At 56.0% G+C, this 19,140-nt stretch carries 13 protein-coding genes; 6 read left to right on the forward strand and 7 right to left on the reverse strand.

Features of this window, described 5'->3' with window-relative positions; all coding sequences use genetic code 11:
• Positions 1–38: 38 nt before the first annotated feature.
• From HS103_07585 to HS103_07600, 4 genes are all read right to left on the reverse strand, one after another.
• On the reverse strand, positions 39–482 hold the full coding sequence (locus HS103_07585) for a hypothetical protein (GenBank protein ID MBE7512661.1): 444 nt from the start codon (positions 480–482) through the stop codon (positions 39–41).
• A 15-nt stretch (positions 483–497) separates the two neighbouring features.
• Positions 498–842, reverse strand: coding sequence for a hypothetical protein (locus tag HS103_07590; GenBank protein MBE7512662.1), 345 nt, complete (start codon positions 840–842; stop codon positions 498–500).
• Between the two features lie 104 nt (positions 843–946).
• Positions 947–2,548: a GAF domain-containing protein gene (locus HS103_07595; protein ID MBE7512663.1), complete on the reverse strand. Its 1,602-nt coding sequence runs from the start codon at positions 2,546–2,548 to the stop codon at positions 947–949.
• Positions 2,549–2,634: 86 nt separating this feature from the next.
• Positions 2,635–4,686, reverse strand: coding sequence for a protein kinase (locus HS103_07600; GenBank protein MBE7512664.1), 2,052 nt, complete (start codon positions 4,684–4,686; stop codon positions 2,635–2,637).
• Positions 4,687–4,995: 309 nt separating this feature from the next.
• Here HS103_07600 and phoU point away from each other — a divergent pair, with 309 nt between their 5' ends.
• Positions 4,996–5,670, forward strand: a complete 675-nt coding sequence (gene phoU, locus HS103_07605; protein ID MBE7512665.1) for a phosphate signaling complex protein PhoU — start codon at positions 4,996–4,998, stop codon at positions 5,668–5,670.
• 246 nt (positions 5,671–5,916) lie between these two features.
• Here phoU and HS103_07610 read toward each other — a convergent pair whose 3' ends face one another.
• Positions 5,917–7,257 (reverse strand): HAMP domain-containing protein, encoded by a 1,341-nt coding sequence (locus HS103_07610; GenBank protein MBE7512666.1) that lies wholly within the window; start codon positions 7,255–7,257, stop codon positions 5,917–5,919.
• A 15-nt stretch (positions 7,258–7,272) separates the two neighbouring features.
• A complete protein-coding gene (locus tag HS103_07615; protein ID MBE7512667.1) occupies positions 7,273–8,502 on the reverse strand; it encodes an ABC transporter substrate-binding protein in 1,230 nt (409 codons plus the stop codon).
• A 201-nt stretch (positions 8,503–8,703) separates the two neighbouring features.
• Between HS103_07615 and HS103_07620 the strand changes: the two genes are divergently transcribed.
• The 3 genes from HS103_07620 to HS103_07630 all read left to right on the forward strand — a co-directional run bounded on the left by HS103_07620 (position 8,704) and on the right by HS103_07630 (position 12,253).
• Complete coding sequence (locus tag HS103_07620; GenBank protein MBE7512668.1) at positions 8,704–9,159, forward strand: transcriptional repressor; 456 nt, start codon at positions 8,704–8,706, stop codon at positions 9,157–9,159.
• A complete protein-coding gene (locus HS103_07625) occupies positions 9,156–10,097 on the forward strand; it encodes a thermonuclease family protein (GenBank protein ID MBE7512669.1) in 942 nt (313 codons plus the stop codon). Before HS103_07620 ends, HS103_07625 begins: the two co-directional genes overlap by 4 nt.
• Positions 10,098–10,288: 191 nt before the next feature.
• Complete coding sequence (locus HS103_07630; protein MBE7512670.1) at positions 10,289–12,253, forward strand: ATP-dependent zinc metalloprotease FtsH; 1,965 nt, start codon at positions 10,289–10,291, stop codon at positions 12,251–12,253.
• A 46-nt stretch (positions 12,254–12,299) separates the two neighbouring features.
• On the opposite strand, the gene HS103_07635 is transcribed toward HS103_07630, so the two are convergent.
• The gene (locus tag HS103_07635) at positions 12,300–15,056 is read right to left on the reverse strand and encodes an ABC transporter permease (GenBank protein MBE7512671.1); all 2,757 of its coding nucleotides are present in this window, start codon (positions 15,054–15,056) and stop codon (positions 12,300–12,302) included.
• Positions 15,057–15,255: 199 nt separating this feature from the next.
• On the opposite strand from HS103_07635, the gene HS103_07640 reads away from it, so the two are divergent.
• Positions 15,256–16,167: an ATP-binding cassette domain-containing protein gene (locus tag HS103_07640; protein ID MBE7512672.1), complete on the forward strand. Its 912-nt coding sequence runs from the start codon at positions 15,256–15,258 to the stop codon at positions 16,165–16,167.
• Between the two features lie 36 nt (positions 16,168–16,203).
• On the forward strand, positions 16,204–19,140 hold the full coding sequence (locus HS103_07645; protein ID MBE7512673.1) for a Gldg family protein: 2,937 nt from the start codon (positions 16,204–16,206) through the stop codon (positions 19,138–19,140).

Raw genomic sequence — 19,140 nt, forward strand, 5'->3', positions numbered from 1 at the left:
CGAATATGCGGCAGCCTACCGAAGAATGGCGAAGTGTCCTATGCTTTCAACGTTGGTTTTGCCGGAGGCGTCTCTGCCGTCAGCTTGGCAAATGCCCCCTGCCATGAGGAGGCATCCCGTGTGAATTTGCTAATGCTGATGCTGGCGAAGCGGGGCAAAAGAGTCACCATCTGCGCGGGGAGTGCGTCCCATGCGCCGTTACGGATGAGTTCCGTCAGGCGGGCGCTGGCGCTCCCTACCCAAATCCACTCATTGCGAAACTGCTCCACCTTGTTCCAATAGTTCCGTTTTTCCCACGCCACCATGGAGGCTTCAATGCCATCCTCAATGCCCCGAAAACAATAGACAAGGGCGGCGACCATATCCTTCGCCTCGTCATCAATCTCCGTTTTTTGGCTCAGGCGCCGCAGCAGTTCGGCGGCGGTGCGCATGAGTTGGTTACGCTCTTTCCCGACACTATCGGGGTTGATCACACGACTCATGGGTGGTGGCTCTCCTTAGCGCGGACGCCCCGCCGCGCTGCCCGCACGGAACGCGGGGGCGTTGGGGACATGGCTGGCAACGTCGCCCTCAATGTGAGGGGGAAGGTCTTGAATGGCTACGGCATCGTCCTCGCTGACCAAATGCCAGCCCATGTGGTAAAGGACGTTGTTAAAGGCATCGTATTTGTAAGCGCGGTTCATCCACCCATAGGATTGGTCGTTGTAGACAAGGTGGAAGATCAGGGCATCCTCACGAGGGCGAAACTCCTCCTTGACGAGCCAGATAGGGGCAAGAGCGCCCAACGCGCCGCGAAGTTTTGCATCGCGCATCTGTTGAACTTGTTCTAGGGTGTATGCCATAAAGCGCCTCAGTAGGGGCGAAAAGCCCAGTATCGCTCAGTGTCTTTGCCAGTAGTTGCCCCATTGTACCACAGCGGGGGCGTCTGATCATCGCCTTTCGATGATCATTCTGTTAAGAGCGGCAGCCAGAACCCAAAGGTGCTGCCCTCACCCTCTTTACTCACAAACCAAACCTGCCCACCATGCCGTTCGACCATCTCTTTGACGAGGCTTAAGCCAACGCCCGTGCCGGGAATATGTTCCGTTCCCGACTGAAGGGCGCGGAAGTGCGGGGTAAAGATGAACGCTTTTTTGTCTTCGGGGATGCCATACCCCGTATCGACAACGTGGAAGGCAAAGCGTCGCCCCTCGCTAAACACTTTGACCGTGATTGTGCCGCCCGGTGGGGTGTACTTGATTGCATTTTCGAGGAGGTTGTTCATCACCTCTCGAAGGCGGTCAAAATCACCCGAAATGGGGTTTAAGTTCGCTTGAATATCGCGGACGATTGTCTGATTCATGTGATCGGCTGTTGGCGCCATATCATCGAGAACGACTTCTACAAGGTGCAGGGGATCAATCAATTCGCGCCGCAAGGGAGAACTGCTCTCTGCCCGCTGAATATCGAGCAGATTTGCCACCAGCCCTTCCATCCGGCTGATCGCCTTCTCCATGTTCTCTAAAAATGCTCCATCGGGGATAACGCCCGCCTCGGCATCTTCTTTAATCACGGTCAGATAGCCCTTCACCACGCCGATGGGGTTTTTTAGATCGTGTGTCGCCAGTTCAATCATGTGATTTTTAAGGCGGTTTAGGTCTTTTAGCGAGGAAATATCGTGGAGGGCAATGACATACCCATCCTGTTTAGGATCGGTCAGGTTCAGCGGGGCAGCGTGAATGGCGAAATCGCGCTTGCTCAGTTCGTCACGGGCTTCAAAGGTGATGCTTTCGCCGCGCCGCGCCTCGGCTGAGAGTTTGGCATAGATGTTCTCGAAAATGGGTTTGCCTAACCCGCTGATCTCGAACAGGCGGCGGTCTTGAATCAAGTCTGAGGGAGCGCCGATGAACGCCAGCGCCTCAGGGTTGACCATCTTCAAACGCCAGTCGCCATCAATGACCAGAAGTATATCGGAGATGCTGTTAAGAACTGCCTCCAACTGCCGCTGCTGTTGGGTCACTTTGTCAAAGAGTTGGGCGTTGCGGAGGACATTTGCTGCTTGGTTTGCTGCCGCTTGCACAAGCTGCAAGTCATCCTCGGTAAAATGGGCGGGGTTGGGGTGTTCTAGGGTCACCACCCCGCGCAGCTGCCCTGCCACAAAAAACGGAACACATATAGCTGAGCGAACACGTTTTAATTCGGCTTCACGATCTAAAATTTGCCAGCGCGGATCGTTTGCTGTGTCATCGATACGAGCAGAGACACGATTAGCAATGACCCAACTAGCAAGCCCACTCTCCAAAATCTTTCCCGACACCGCCTCCATTTTTTCCGGGTCAATAGGGCGTGCCGGGATGAACCGCTGCAAGCGTCGTCCCGTTTCATCAATCAGAAAAAAACTGCCTTGCGCTGCGTTGACTGTCTCTGTCGTCAATTCAATGATTGTTTTTAAAACCTGATCCAAATCAAGCGTCGAAAGCAGACGAGCAATCTCAACCAACATTTTCAGTTGGCGCGTTTGGTCGGTGGGGTTGGGCTGCTGCCCGGATACACCAGATACATGTGCCATGATCGTCTGCTGTCTCACTTACTCATCATGATAGATTCACCACCATCGCATGAAAGGACGCTTGCCAAACCCTCCGCACGGCGGCATTAGGGAAGGGTAATCACACAGCGCCGAAGTGTATCGTCTGCTGTCGTGCCAACCTCACAGGTCGCTACCTGAATGTCCCCCTGATAGACGGCGAAGGTTTCTATGGAGCGGTTTTCCCTCAGCCAGAACCACCCGGGATCTGAGGTCAGCCGAAACCCAGAAAGCCGTTCACACTCATCAAAGGGCAGCCCACGTGGACGATCCAAGCGCCCTACCTGAAAACACACCTTGTCGGGCAGGGCTTCGGGGGGAAACTCGGCAAAGCGCCCCCAAACGCTTGCCTCAAACCCTCGCATACCTTGCCGGAAGACGAGTTTGGAAATATCGAGTGTTCGCCCACTGGTGTTGATCACGTTTAATTGAAGGTAGTTGTAGATCAGGAGCAGATCGCCTTGCGCCGCCGTATTCACCGAAGGCGTTGGTCCTAAGGTGACCGTAGCGCTGGCAGTGGGGCTGGCGGTGGGTGTGGGCGTCCGGCGTGGCGTGTTTGTGGCGGGCGGCGGGCGTGTCTGGGTAATCGTTTGGGTGGCGGTGGGCGATGCGCGGTTGGTGGGTACATTCGTCACTACTGTAACCAGTGCCGTATCCACCGTTGGGGCGCTCCCTGTGACGACCTCTGTTGCCTGATTCGTCGACTCTTGTGTCGGTTTGGTAGTGGCGGCTGCCGTCCCTGTCGCTTCGCCCGTTGCTTGGGTAGAAATTTCGGTTGCCACATCGGCGGTAGCAGAGGTCGGCGGCGTTTCCACGATCACAGCGATTGTCCCCTCGCCCGTCGGGTTGGGGGTTGATTCTGCTGTTCCTTCAGGCGTGGTGGGCGTTCCCGTTCCCCCAAGTCCGGCAACTGCCGTTGGGATAGGGCTGTCTGTGCCGCCGCGATTGAGGAAGACAAACAACCCGCCAGCCAAAAGACCGACAAGGAGCAAAGCAGCAAGGATCAACGGACGGCGGCTTCGTTTGGCACCAGCACTGGCAACCGGTAGAGTCTCGCGGCGCAGAGAGGGCGCGTCTGTTTTTGCTGCCTTCACCTCACTGGTAGGGGCGTTGGACGAATACCCTTCCATAGGGATGGGTGGGCGTGGCGCACTAGCGCCGGAGGTGGGCGCATTGCTCGCACTTGTTGGGGACAGAATCCCCAAACGGCGCATTTGCGACTCGCTTAGTTTCAAATCATTAAAGAGAACAGAGCGCCGTGATGGGCGACTATCGGTAATGTGATGCGCCATAGCGACGGCGAGGGCGTCTGCCATCTCCACCCCATTGGCAAAGCGGCGGGCTGCGTCTTTTTCAATCGCCTTGAGGATCACCCCTTCCACCGCCGGAGGAATATCGGGGACATAGGTACGCAGGGGCGGCGGGGCGTCGTTCAGGTGTTTGAGCGCGACACTCATTGCCGAGGGGTCGTCAAAGGGAACTTTTCCAGTAAGCATCTCGTAGGTGCAAATGCCGAGCGAGTACAGATCACTCTGGGGGACAGCTTTTGCTGAGGAAACCGCCTGTTCTGGGGCAATATAATGCGCCGTACCAAAGGTATCCCCAAGTGTCCCTTCCCATTGTGCCAACGCCAAACCAAAATCCGTTAGGACGGGACGGTTGTCGGCATCAAGCATGATATTCGAGGGCTTGATGTCGCGGTGGATTACCCCCCGACTGTGTGCGTAATCAAGGGCTGCTCCAATACCCTGAACGATATTGAGAATATCGCGGTAAGGCATTCGTGTTCCCCTATCGCTGTTCTCGCGCAGGATTTGACGCAGATCACGCCCTTCGATAAACGCCATTGCCATGTAGTAGAGCGTCTCGTAATCGCCAAATTGGTAGACGCCAACAATGTTAGGATGGTTTAGGCGGGCAATGGCACGCGCCTCCCGCCGGAAGCGTTCGGCATATTCGCCTTTGTCGGCAACCATCAGATCGCTGTTGATCACCTTGACCGCAGCGTGACGTTGAAGGCGCTCATCAAAGCCAACGTACACCCGCGCCATACCGCCCTTGCCGAGCAGCCGCTGAATTTGATAATCGCCTAGTTTTTTTCCGAGAAGCAGGTCGGACATGGATGTTTCCGCTTTGCGCATGGATCAAGGTTTGATTATAGCGCGGTGGTCGGCAGTGATCACAATCTGCCTCATTACAAGATGATCGCGGGTAACGGGAGAACCTTTCCCCCTTCATTGTTCCCTTCAGACAGGGAAAGGAAATACCCCCTTTCTCTGCCTGTAAACAGCGCGGAGAGGATGCTTTATGACCACTTTTTAATTGAACGGTCACATAATTGAATCTTCTCTTAAGTTTAAGAGAATGTAAAATACAGGTTAAATCATTTAATGCAACCACTGCGAAAGCAGCCACGAGGAGGACACGCCATGACAACCGTTCGTACTGCTTTTGACCGTCAACTGAAGATGTTGGAAACCGACCTGCTGCGCCTTGCGGAATTGGTAGAGACACAACTTGTAGAGGCGATCAAAGCCCTTTACACGATGGACATGATCATCGCCCAGCGCGTTCATGAATTTGACGCCGCCTTGAACACCCTTCGCTATGAGATAGAGGAGCGTTCCTACACGCTGCTCGCTTTGCAGCAGCCAAACTCCGGCGACATGCGGCGGATTGTTGGGGCGGTGAGCATTGCCACCAATCTAGAGCGGATGGGTGACCATGCGGCTGGAATCGCCCGCCTCGTTTTGCGGATGAACCCTGAGGCAGTGGTGATCAACATTCCAGAATTCAAAGACATGACAACCCTTGCAACGACAAACCTGCGCAGCGCGATGTTGGCATTGGGCAACCACGATGCGCCCCTTGCGCGGCAGATCGTCCGCAGCGATAACGCCATTGACGCCCTCCACGAGCATGTCTACGCGATGTTGATCAAGACGATGATCGATAACCCAACAACAGTGGAGATGGCGACGATGCTTCTATGGGTGTCGCACAATGTGGAGCGTTTTGCCGATCGTGTCTGTAACATCTGCGAGCGGATCATCTATGTTGTCACGGGCAATCTCTTTGAACCGCGCACGGACGACATGCCGTAAGTATCTCTACCGCTCAAGCGGCGGGCTATGAATAGCCACCCCTTCGGGGCTTGGAAACCCTAACCTCCACCCTATAAACAAAGAGAGGGAATCTCTCCCCCTTTCCCCGTAGACAGGAAAAGGCTGCTGCTGCGCAGTAACCGGGGGGATAGCGGTTCTGAACCAAAACGTCAGCACAGCCTAAAAAACAGCGAACGATCCCAATTGGGATCGTTCGCTGAAACAGGCTTGAGGCAATCTGGAAGATTACTCTTTTTTTTCTGTTGTCTGTTCGCCTGTGGCGGGTGTGGCGGGTGTATCGGTAGCAAGGCTGCTGGTACGGTTTTTCCGTGCCGCCCGGATGCTGGCGGCTTTGCTTTCCAAATCCTTGAAATATTCCGTATCGACAATTTCCTTGATGCTCGCCTGCTTCTTTTGCTCGTCAATCTCAATTTTGAGCGCCATGACCTGTTTCTTCAGGGTCGTCTCACGGATCACCACTTGCTGCCCCATTGTCTGGAACACGCGGGCAAACTGCCCGATTTCATCGGTGCGTTCAGCCGCCTCGTGAAGGCGCTTGGGGTCAAAGGATTCCGATTTTTCGGTGAGTTCCTGCGCCACTTGGGCAAGGTCTTGGATTGGCTGCGTGATACGCCGCGCCGCAAGAATACCTTGTGTGGTGGCGATGAGAAGGGCGACGATCAAAAGGATACCGGTGATAATCGCCGTTTGGATCAACAGATCAAGGGCGTTGGCGGAATTACGCTCGGCAATCACATTGAAAATCTGAACGCCACTAGGGATAGCAGGCTTGCCATTGCCTGTGTCTGGGTTTTCTCCCTCTGCTAAAGAGGCATCGCCAAAGCGAATTGTATTTGTGGCAAGAACCACGTTGAGGTTATCCAACCCTCGTGTAATGCCCGTTGCGCTAGGGATGGGAAACAGCGGACGGCGCAGCGCCACAGAAGGGTTGCGATGAGCAATCACGCGGTCTGTCGAATCGGTGATGTAGACGCTCTCTCCCGTGTTGAGCGAGATATTCCCCAACAAGTCCCAAATCGGCTTGAAGCGAATCCGCCCGATCAAGACCTGATCCACAATGCCGCTGCGCACATTCGGAATCGGCACGCTGATAAGCATCGATGGCTCGCCACTGAGGGGATCCGTTTCAACCGTCCCGTAGTAGGTTTGTTTGAGCGTTTTCGGGATGGTGAAAGCATCGTTATCCGCCCAATTTTTCAAATCGGAGGGGGCAACCACATCCAAGCGCGTCAGGCGGAGTTGTTCAACCCCTTCCCGATCTAGGAGGGCAATTTCCTCAAAGGTTTCGGGAAACGAAGGCAGCAGCGAGAGCATATCGCGCTGGCGAGATAAGGAATTGCCGGGGAGCGTGTTTGCCACCGTTTTCAACTCCCCTTCCATGCGCTTGATGAAGGCGGTTACTTCGGTAGACACACGCTGTGCAACGGTGGTCTCAAAAAATGTGGCTTGCTCAAGAAGAACATTGAAGCTGCGCAAGGTCAACACGACGCCGACCAAAAGGAGCGGCACAGCAGCCACAAGGATGAAAGCAAGCGTTAGACGGCGGCGGATACTGCTGGTTCGCACGGGCGTTACCCTCCCTTAGAAACTCGCTGGTGTCGCCGTTGCAGGCGTTGTTGGCTCTGGTGTTGGCTCACTGGTGGGCAACTCCGTTGGAGGTATCTCCGTTGGGGGTGTGGTTGGCTCACCAGTGGGTACCGTCGTCGGTGCGCTGATTGGTGCATTGGTCGGTTCGGCGGTGGCTTCGTTGGAGGGTGTTGGTGGGATAGGCGTTGCCGTTGGGGCTGGTGCGGTATAGATCACCCGATCTGCCTGGCGCAAAATGGCATCGGAAATAGGCAAGCCAATTTGGTTGGCAACCCATTGGTTAATCGTCAGGAAGAACTCCGCCGTTTCAATGGGAAGGTCGCCCGGAGCAACGCCCTTCAAAACCTGATCGACCAAGCGTGCCGATTGTCGCCCAATCGCCGTAAAATCAAAACCATAGGCAAGCAGCCCTCCCGCCGGCACTTGGGGTCCGTTTGGCACAGAGAGCGGTAATTTTCGTTGGAGCGCCACTGCCGTGAAGTAATTCAACTGAGAGGCGACGACGTTATCTGCCAAAAGGACAAGCCCCAAGCCGGGAATATCGGTAGGAATTTCATCAATCGCCTGACGAACGGCAGCCGCATCAGGAGTCTCGCGTTCAATCACGCTGACCCCAAACTTAGCGGCAATCTCTTTAACCACCTGCAAATTGATTACTGCTGCGGCATCATTGGGGTTAAAGGGGACATAAACGGTTTTGATCTCTGGGGCAAGGCGCAAGAACCATTCCATCCGTTTTGGCTCGTTCACACCATGCCGAATCCCCGTGAAGTTCCCCTCGCGGCGAACGATTTCTTCTTCGGTCACAATCTTGGCAAAGATGGGGTCAAGGACGCTGGAAAAGACAAATTGGCGTTTTTTGTATTCGGATTTTTCAAAAAGTACTTTCGCGTCTTGGGCAACGGGTGTGCTGATAGCAAGGAGAAGATCAACGTTCTGGTCAAGGTAGGCTTGGATGGCGGGGGTCACTTTATCACGCACACCGCCCAAGTCACCTTCGTAAAGATAGCGGATGTTCACGCCTTCGCGCCAGCCGAGATCAGCCATGCCTTCTTTAAAGCCATTGACCACCGTATCGAGGACGGGCGCAAAGTTCACGATCCCAATCGTGATGATTTTTGAGGGTGTGGTGGAGCAAGCTGGCAAAACCATGAGCGCCATGAGCGCTATAACCAGCGTGAGAGCCAACGGACGGCGCGTGAAGCGTGGGTTACGAACAATCATGATCATCCCCGAATGAGTTCCCCAACGATGCGCACAAGATTCACGAACAAGGTTGTGAGAGTTAAGTGTATATCAGAATTGGAGAAAAGCGAAAATCGGCAAGGGAATAAAAGCGAGGGGGCATTGTAACTACGGCATCCATCACTATTTTTCGAGAGTGGTAAAATAGCATCATGAATGTGAATGGAATGGACGGCGCACATGGCTAGTTTTGAATCACCCGCTGTTGCCGCGCTACGCCGCGCTGGATATAAAATGACTATCCCTCGGCTGACGATTCTGGAGATTTTAGAAGCATCCGAAGGCGATATTACGGCGGCTGAACTGCTCACCCGCGTCACCGAACGCGATCCGTCCATCGGGCGGGCGAGCGTCTTTCGCACGCTTGATTTGATGATTAAATTGGGCATCATTTGGACGACGGTGCAGGGCGGCAGCACTGTCCATTATATGCTCATGCCAAGCGGACACCACCATCACATCATCTGTACCAACTGCGGCGTCCGCATTGAGTTTGAGGACTGCGGGCTTATGTCGCTCATTGAAAACCTTGAGATGCGCTATGGCTGCCGCATTGATGGGCATTTGTTGGAGCTTTATGGTCGCTGCGAACGCTGCCGTGTTGTCATCCTTGCTCAAGAAACGGAGAACGTGTGAGCCCCCTTCGAGATTTCTTTCGCAGTCTTTTCGTCCGGGCGGGAAAAAACCTCTTTAAGCGGCGGCGAACCCCCTCGTGGACTCCGCCCCACCGTGAAGCCCCGCAAGGAACATCGACACCCAATACCAATAACAGCGAACCGCCTCGAAAAAACGTGGAAACACGCTTAGGCGGCATCATTATTCTTTTGCTGATCGGTGTATTGGCGGGTTGTACATCTGCCACACCAACATCCCCCACGCCCCACGCCCCATCTCCCACATCGCCTTTGTCCGCTGCCAACACTGCCACAAACGTACCAGCCACGCGGATCGTCGCCTTGCCGCCATCATGGACGCCCACCTATACCGCGACGCGACGCCCCGCCCAACCGACGAACACGCCCCGCCCAACCGCGACACAGCGCACTATCCCCCCAACAAACACGGTCAGTCCAAGAGCAGAAGCTGCTACCCCTGCCGATACCACGATTAACTACCCCACGATGCCTGCCAAAACAAAGTTGGTGAAGGGGACTCTTGTGCGCGTTGTCGATGGGGATACGATGGTTATCACCCTTAATGGGCGTGATGAGCGGGTGCGCGTGCTTGGGATCAACACGCCGGAATCGGTTGCCGAAAATCGTCCGGTGGAGTGTTTCGGCAAAGAGGCGGCGAATCGCGCCAAAGAACTTTTGCCAGCCCGACTGACCGTCTACCTTGAAACCGACCCCAAAGCAGACACGGTAGATCAATATGGGCGGCTGCTGCGCTTCATCTGGTTGGAGGATGGCAGTCTGTTCAATCTGCAAATGATCGCTGAGGGGTACGCTTATGAATACACCTATGATCGGAGCAACCCCTACCAATATCAGGCACAGTTCAAAGCTGCCCAAAGAACGGCACAGCGCGACGATCTGGGGTTATGGTCGCCCCAGACATGCAATGGGCAGCGCTGAATCTCAACAGGGTCGCCTATCCTGTCGCCCAATCTCCCCGTTCCCTGCCAGTGGGGAATGGGGGGCGGGAATAAAAACGTCAACACAACCGAACACAGTGCCAGTGAGCGGCTATGGTAAAATAGCGGAATAGAAACGATCTCCCCCTCAGGGTTGCCTTCATACATGGTAGGTGGATTGGAACGGACTTTATGAATTCGGTGAACAACCCGCGTTTCCGTAATTTCATTCTCTACAGTGTTATTGCGGTTGCCGTGATCTTTTTGTTCTTAAGCTTGCGCAGCAGCAGCCAACCGACGACAGAACTGAAATTAAGCGAGTTGGCACTTCAGATACGGAATGGTACACCGCGCATCACCGCCATTGAGGTGAGTGAAAACAGCGTGCGCGTCACCTATGCCAATCAGACCATCGCTCTCAGCCGAAAAGAGAGCGGCTCCTCCCTTGTGGAGCAGTTGAAGACCTTAGGGGTTGCCCAACCGGAGCTAGAAACACTCCCGCTATTCGTTTCTGCGCCAAGCGATCTCCTTCCCTTTTTCCAAATCGTCATGTCCATTTTGCCCTTTTTGCTGATCGCAGGCTTTTTCTTCTTCATGCTGCGGCAGGCACAGGGATCGAATAACCAAGCGATGTCCTTTGGGAAAAGCCGCGCTCGCCTGTTCACTGGAGATCGTCCCACCATCACCTTTGATGATGTTGCCGGAGCAGACGAAGCAAAGGAAGAACTCCGTGAGGTTGTGGAGTTTCTCAGAGAGCCAGAAAAATTTATCCAGCTTGGCGCACGCATCCCCAAAGGCGTTCTGTTGAGTGGCAGCCCGGGCACGGGCAAGACACTCCTTGCCAAAGCGGTAGCTGGCGAAGCGGGTGTACCGTTTTTCAGCATCAGCGGCTCAGAGTTCGTTGAGATGTTTGTGGGGGTGGGTGCCTCTCGCGTCCGCGATCTCTTTGATCAGGCAAAGCGCCACAGCCCCTGTATTGTGTTTGTCGATGAAATTGACGCCGTAGGGCGGCATCGCGGGGCGGGCTTGGGCGGCAGCCACGATGAGCGCGAGCAGACGTTAAACCAAATTTTGGTGGAGATGGACGGCTTCGATACGGACACAAACGTAATCGTCGTCGCCGCCACAAACCGCCCAGATATTCTTGACCCCGCCCTCATGCGCCCCGGACGCTTTGACCGCCGCGTAATCCTAGATCGCCCCGATATGAAAGGGCGCGAAGCGATCCTGCGCGTCCACACACGGGGGAAACCGCTGGCGTCCGACGTTGATCTGAATGTCCTTGCGCGAACGACGCCGGGTTTTGTTGGTGCTGACCTCGAAAACCTTGTCAATGAGGCGGCAATCCTTGCCGCCCGGAAGAACAAGAAATCCGTCGCCATGCGCGATTGTGAGGAGGCAATTTACCGCGTCATTTTGGGTCCTGAACGCAAAAGTCGGGTGATTACCGAAGAACAGCGGCGGCTGGTTGCCTACCACGAGGCGGGTCACGCCGTTGCCGGACATTTGCTGCCGAACTGCGATCCGGTGCGCAAAATCACGATTGTCCCACGCGGCATGTCGGGTGGATCGGTACTCTCGATGCCCGAAGATGATTTTGGGCCCGAAAGCCGCTCGCGGATCAAGGATGCCATTGTGCAGGCGCTTGGCGGGCGGGCGGCGGAGGAAACCGTTTTTGGGGAGATTACCACTGGTGCGGGCGGGGGAAACGGCAGCGATCTTGCCACCGTCACCCGCTATGCACGGGCGATGGTCACCCGTTTCGGGATGAGCGAGCGCTTGGGTCCGATGATTTTTGGGCAGAAAGAGGAAATGATCTTCCTCGGACGTGAAATTTCGGAACAGCGCGATTACAGCGAACAGGTTGCCCAAATCATTGACGAGGAAGTGAAACTCATTGTCGATGAGGCGTACCGCCGCGCCCTGACGCTCCTGAGCGACCATCGGGAAAAACTGGAGATCGTCGCCCAACGCCTTTTGGAGGTGGAGACGATTGATTATGATGCCTTCCTTGAACTAATGGGCGATACGGCGACAGCCCGCCGCAAACGCCCAGAGATCACTCCGAAACCCTACACCGGGCGCGATCCGCAAAACCTTAAAGAAGGGCGTGACGAGAAGCCGCCGAAATTGGGGGCAGCGCCAAGCCCGGCGTGAGCAGGCGGGCGACTACAGGGGGTCGCCCCGACAGTCTCAAAACGATCTACTCGTAGCGCAGAACACGTAAGGGGTGTTCGCTCGATGCGCCCCAGGCAGTGAGCAGAGTTGCCCCTAAGGTGACCGCCACCGCCGTCAGAAACATGAGCGCGATCAATTCCCATGGGACAGGCAAACGCACCAGTCCGTTTGTCAGTGTGGGGACAACGGCTAAGATCAGCAGCGTTGGCAAGAGGCTGATGATACCACCCGCCGCCCCAACGATTCCATTTTCGATCAAAAGTTGCCCCAATGCCTGCTGGCGCTTGACCCCCACCGCTTTCAAAATCCCAATCTGCCGACGGCGCTCCATCGTGGCGAGGGAAACTGTGCTGGCGATGAGCGCTGCCGCTGCAAAAAGCGAGAGCAAGGCAACCAGAAGCGGAATCGCCGCCATCGAATTCAAAATACGGCTGATGATCGAATCGAAAATCCCCACGTCAAAGACAAAAACCCCTGGCAGCACTGCACCGGCGAGAACATCGTTCACTTTATCCGGCTGGACATCGGCAACAATCAGATCAAAGGGGAGCGCTTTGGGCATCGATTCCAGCGGCATTTGTACGGCACTATCGCCTAAACTGAAGGGGATCAGGCTGTCCGCAGCGGTGGGTTGCAGAATCCCTACAATGGTGAAGTCGCGCCGAACCCCTTCTATGCGATAGGTGAAGGTAGAGCCAACCTTCACCCCCAAAACATCCAGCGAGGGGGAATAAGGGACGACAATAACATCCTTACCGGCATCTTCGGGCATCAGGTAGCGCCCCTCCACCAAGCCGCTCCGTTTGGGGCTGCCATAGACACGTACCCCGATGGGCAGTTCCCACCCAAGCGCAGCAAAGAACGCTTCAAAGGTTTGCGGATCGTCCTCGTTCGGAACGAGGGTGTTTTCCCAATTGGTATTGCCGTTGATCGCGGCAAGGCGAACGGATGCCGGAAAGCGAATATTTCGATAGCCATTCACGCCCGCCAAGCTCTCTAGACGGGTGTTCACAATGCCCTCGATGGGCAGCAAGGGGAGGATCACCACGTTGCCCCCAATCGGATCACTCAGACTGGTATAGAGCAGCACAGTAATGCTCCGCGCCATAATGAGTGTCCCGCTGAGCGCTGTCATGCCGATGACAAGGGCGGTTAGGCTGAGCGCCGTGCGTATGCGGTGCTGCGTTAAGCCGCGCAGGGCAATCCGCATATTGGGGTTGCGCAAACTCGGCAGCTTGCCAAGCAGCCAGACAAACAGCCACATAATGGCAACGACAATGCCGAGGATCAGAAAAATGATGAACGTCCCAAAGACGCCGATACTCAAGGAGCGTTGCAGCGTTTCCAGAAACGAGCGTGAGCGCCCTCCTCCCCCAATGGTATCCGCGGCGAAATTGCCCCCACGCCAGAACATGGCGCGTAAATCGGCGCCAAGAATGGCATCGACAAGCGCCCCCAAGCCGACGATGAGGATTACCACACTAAGCAGTGAGGGCAAACACCCCGCCCGCGCCATGGGAATCGTCCCCTGACGCAGCACATAGGCAGGGCGAATACCCCCCGCCATGAGCGTGGGGAGGATGCTGAAAAAGAGGGTAATCGTGACCCCCAACACCATGCCCATCAGTACTGGATCAAGGTAAAATCGCCAGGGGAGAGGGACGCCCACCGCCTGCTGACCAAAATCGCGGGCGAGGATACTGAGAAGATTCCCGATGATCACGCCCAGAAAACTCCCAACCACACCTAACAGAAGTGCCTCAACAAAAAAGATCAGAGTGACGCCTCGCCCCTTCAAGCCCAGTGTTTTGAGCGTGGCGATCTCCCCTGAACGGCGGTTTACTGAGACAAGCATCGTGTTGATGATGCCCACCCCACCAATAACCAGCCCAACAAGGCTGCACAGCAAGACAAAGCGCGAGATCAGATCGGCGGCAAGAGCATTGTTGCGCAAGACCTCCTCGGCGGTGACGATGTTCCAATTGCGCCGATTGGCGGCGGCGGGGATGTCCTGCCGCATTTGGGCGGCAAAGCGAGAAATATTCGTCCCGGCGGGGACTTTCAGGTAGGCATAATCTGCCCAACCCGGCTGAGTCTCATAAGCCGCCATGTGGGATCGGTTGATGAAGATAAAACTGAAGAAAAAGGTGTTGGGGTTGTTGAAAAGGCTTTCCGCCGAGTCGGGCAAAATGCCGGTGATGGTATGAAGCGCATCGTTCAGGCTAAGACGCACCTGGTCCCCCACCTTTGCCCCCAACTGCGACGCCAAGCGCTGCCCAATAACCAGCGTATTTGGTGCGGCAAGAAGGGAATCTAAGCTCGCTCCGGCGGGCGCATCAGGACGAATCACATCGTAAAAGGGGTATTTTGTCGGATCGAGAAACGTCCCCATCGCAAAGGCGGGACGCCCGCCATTCCCCTCGGCATCCATGACCGATAGTTGAAGCAGTTCGCTGCTGAGGGTATAAGTGATCTCGACGCTATGCTGTGCTGCCCACCGATCCATTTGGCGGATCACCTCTGGGCTAAAGGCGGGGTCGCGCTGCCCACCCAAAAGCGTGATGCGAACCTCGTTCCCTCGTGTGTTCAGCCGAATATCCCCGCGTAAAAAGCTCTGAGCATTGGCGGTGAGCGCATCGGTGAGCATCAACCCAAGCGCCCGAAGGGCGACGACGGTAGCAACCCCGGCGGCAATGCTCATCAGGGCGAACAGGGTTCGCTGGCGGTTGCGCACCAGATTGCGAGCCGCATAGGTGAAGGCGAAGCGTAAGCGTCGAAACATGAGTAGGGCTGTCCTTTGGGGTTCTATACGGAAAGCATATCGCATCAGTTGCGCTCTTGGCTAACGAACGCCTTCCCGTAAAGGGCTACCTTAACCCTCCCTAAATAGCCCTTGCCAAGTGCCTCTCTCTCCGCTATGGTTAACGATTCGTGCCTCAGCAAAAGCACCGCTGATTAAAAAGGACGAATGTTCACCACCTATGATCACCGTTGACCATGTGACGAAAGCCTACGGCGCGATTCAAGCGCTACGCGGCGTCAGTTTCCACGTCGGGGCAGGGGAGATCGTGGGCTTGCTCGGACCCAACGGGGCGGGGAAGTCCACCACGATCAAAATCCTGACCGGCTGTTTGCACCCGGATGATGGCACGGTTGCCATTGATGGGTTGGACGTGCTGACAGAGGGAATCGCTGTCCAAGCACGGCTTGGCTACCTCTCCGAAAACACGCCGCTTTACCCAAACCTCTCTGTTCAGATGTACCTCAAACTCATGGCAGATTTGCGCCAACTTCCCGACGCAGAGCAGCCCCAACTCATTGGGGATGCCATTCTTGCCACCGGGCTGACGGATTACCGCACGCGGCGGATTGGGCAGTTGAGCAAAGGGCTGCGGCAGCGTGTCGGTCTGGCGCAGGCGATCCTCCATAAGCCGCGCCTGCTCATTTTGGATGAACCCACTGTTGGGCTTGACCCCACCCAAATTGTCGAAATTCGCGGGCTGATCAAAAGCCTAGCGCGGCAAAGTACCGTCCTGTTTTCCTCCCATATTCTCTCTGAGGTAGAGGCGCTTTGTGACCGCGTGATCATCATCATCAACGGGGAAGTTCGTGCCGACGCCCGCTTGGACGACCTAGAGACGACGAACAACACAATTCTTGTCCTCTCTGAACAAGCAGAGGCAGAGCCAGCGCTCCGTCAGATCGCGGGGGTGTCTGCCGTTGAATCCTTCACCACCCGTGAGGGATTCCCTGCCTACCGGCTGACCAGCGACGCGGATATTGCCCCGCATGTTTACGCTGTCGCACGGGCGCATAACCTGCCCCTGCGTGAACTGCGGCGGGATACCCTTACCCTAGAGACGGTCTTCAATCGCCTCGCCACCAGCGCGTAATACCCTGTTGAGGATAGTCACAACGGATACCAAACGATGAAACAAGCGTTAGCAATCGCACGCAAAGAACTGGATAGCTATTTCGGCTCACCTATGGCGCTGATCTTCATCGGCGTCTTTCTCTTGGTGACCCATTACACCTTTTTCTGGGTGGGCGGATTCTTCTCACGAGGGATCGCTGATGTTCGCCCTCTGTTTCAGGCAATGCCCGTCCTCTTGATCTTCCTCATTGCCGCGCTGACCATGCGCCAATGGAGCGAAGAACAACAAACCGGCACGCTCGATATGCTCCTGACGATGCCGATCAAACTTTCGGCATTGGTGGTGGGAAAATTTCTGGCGGTTATGGCGTTGGTGGCGGTGGCGTTAGCGCTCACGCTGACCATCCCGCTTACCACGGCCTCGCTTGGCAACCTTGATTGGGGTCCGGTCATCGGCGGCTACCTTGCGGCAATGCTGCTGGCGGCGGCATATGCGGCGGTAGGGTTGTTCCTTTCCTCCCAAACGGATAACCAGATCGTCGCCCTCATTTTGACGGTGATCGTCGGTGGGGCATTCTATTTGATCGGATCGCCCACCCTGACGGGCTTGGTCAGCACGGGGACAGCCGAAGCGCTGCGGGCAATTGGCACAGGCAGCCGCTTTGAGAGCATCGAACGGGGCGTGATTGACGCCCGCGATGTGATCTACTACCTCTCGCTCACCGCCCTGTTTCTGATTCTGAACAGCCTGAGTTTGGATAGTAAGCGGTGGAGCAAAGGGGCAGCCCTGCGCAGTTACCGCGAGAACCGCCGTGTGGGGGTTGTCCTCATCGCCGTCAACCTGATTCTGTTCAATGTGGTGATGTTCCGTGCGGGCGCTGTCCGTGCCGATTTGACCCAAAATGGGGAATACACCCTTTCCAGCGTCACGCGGGAGGTGTTGGGCAACCTGAGCGAGCCGCTCTTGCTGCGCGGCTACTTCAGCCAACGCAATCACCCGCTGCTCTCCCCGCTGATCCCCCGTATCCGCGACATGATGAAGGAATATGAGTCGGCAAGCGGCGGGCGCGTTCGGGTGGAATTCCTCGACCCGATCTCGAACCCTGACCTTGAGGCAGAGGCGAACCAAACCTATGGTATTCGCCCGACGCCCCTGCAAGTTCAGGAACGCGGCGGTACATCGCTGGTGAACGCCTACTTTGATATTTTGCTCCGCTATGGCGACCAAAATGTGACGCTCAATCTGCTTGATATGATCGAGGTGAACGAGGTTGGCGGGGCGTTGGATGTCCGCTTGCGCAATTTGGAATACGACCTCACCAGCAGTATCCAGCGCGTTGCCTATGGCTTTCAGAACATTGATGCGGTGTTGGCATCCTTAAGCGCCCCCGCCGAACTGACGGTTTATGTGACGCCAGACACGCTGCCAGAATCGTTGAAGGCTGCCCCAGAGACGATTCAAGCCGTGGCAGAAAGCCTAAAAACCCGCGCCGGGAAAAATTTCACCTACCGCGTCGTAAATATGTCTGCCCCCGATGCGGGCGTCACCCCTCGCCAACTCTTTGACCAATACCAGATTCAACCCGTCGCGGCGGATTTCCTTGCCACCCAGACGTTTTATCTGCACATGGTCTTGAAGGTTGGCGATAAAACGCAAGTCATTTTCCCCTCCGGCGGCTTCAGCGAGAATGAGACGCGGACGAGTGTCGAATCTGCCCTGAAACGGCTTGCTCCGGGCTTTTTGAAGGTGATTGGCGTGTGGACACCCCCTGATCCGGCGGCGAATCCTTTCGGCGGCGGCGGTGGGCAGCAGTTGCAAGTGTTCCAACAATCGCTTGCCGCGCTGGGCAAGAACTACGAAATTCGCCAAGTAGACCTGATCAGCGGGCAAGTCCCCAACGATGTGAATGCCCTCTTTATCTTTGCCCCGCAAGCGCTCACCGATATGGATCGCTATGCGGTGGATCAGTTCCTCATGCGCGGTGGATCCATCTTCATCGCCGGAGGGAACTACCAAATCACGACGACGCAGCAAGGCGGGATCGGTTTGGTGAAGGTCAATTCCGGTCTGCAAACGATGTTGGCGGAGTATGGCATCACCCTTGAACCAACGCTGGTGCTGGATAGCCAAAATGCACCGTTCCCTGTCCCGGTGACACGCAATGTCGGTGGCATCGCTGTGCAGGAAATTCAGGCACTTGCCTATCCGCACTTTGTCGATGTTCGCCCCGACGCGATGGATCGGGACAACCCCGCCCTTCGTAACCTCCCTTCGGTGACGATCAATTGGGGATCACCGATCACGCTGGACCCAGAGAAAAACGCCGGACGCACCGTCGTGACTCTGTTCACCTCCAGCGCGGAATCGTGGACAACCTCGGATAGCAACACGCAGCCGGACTTCCAGTTCTACCCAGAAACGGGCTTTCCCATTGGGGCGACACAGGGAAAACAAATCCTCGCCGTTTCGGTGACGGGGACGTTCACCAGCTATTTCAAAGGCAAACCCTCGCCCTTCACCGAGTCCACCGATCCGACGAATCCGGCGGCAACCCCCCCAGCCGCGCCGGTGGGGTTGATTGAACAATCGCCCGCGAATGCTCGCATCGTCGTCATTGGCAGTGCCGAGACATTCAACGATAACGTTCTCTCCCTGCAAAACCGCTTGGGGGATAACCGCGCCGCGAACAACATTCAACTCGTCCAGAATCTGGCGGATTGGTTTGTCGAAGATACGGCGCTCTCCAGCATCCGGGCGCGGGGATCGGCGTCGCGCCTGCTGCGCCCCCTTGCCGAAGGGGAACAAGGGCGTTGGGAGGGCTTTAACTACCTCTTTGCCGTGGTTGCCCTTGTTGGTTTAGGATTCCTCTGGCAAGTGCGCCGTCGGACGGAAAAACCGATGCCCCTTCCGGGCATTCCAGAGCGTGCCGCCGCCCCACCACCAACCCCTGAGCCACCTGCCGAAAATGCCCAGACTGAGGGAGAAAACTAG

It is taken from the genome of Anaerolineales bacterium, from assembly GCA_015075625.1.
In the GTDB taxonomy this organism is placed as follows: Bacteria; Chloroflexota; Anaerolineae; order Aggregatilineales; family UBA2796; genus UBA2796.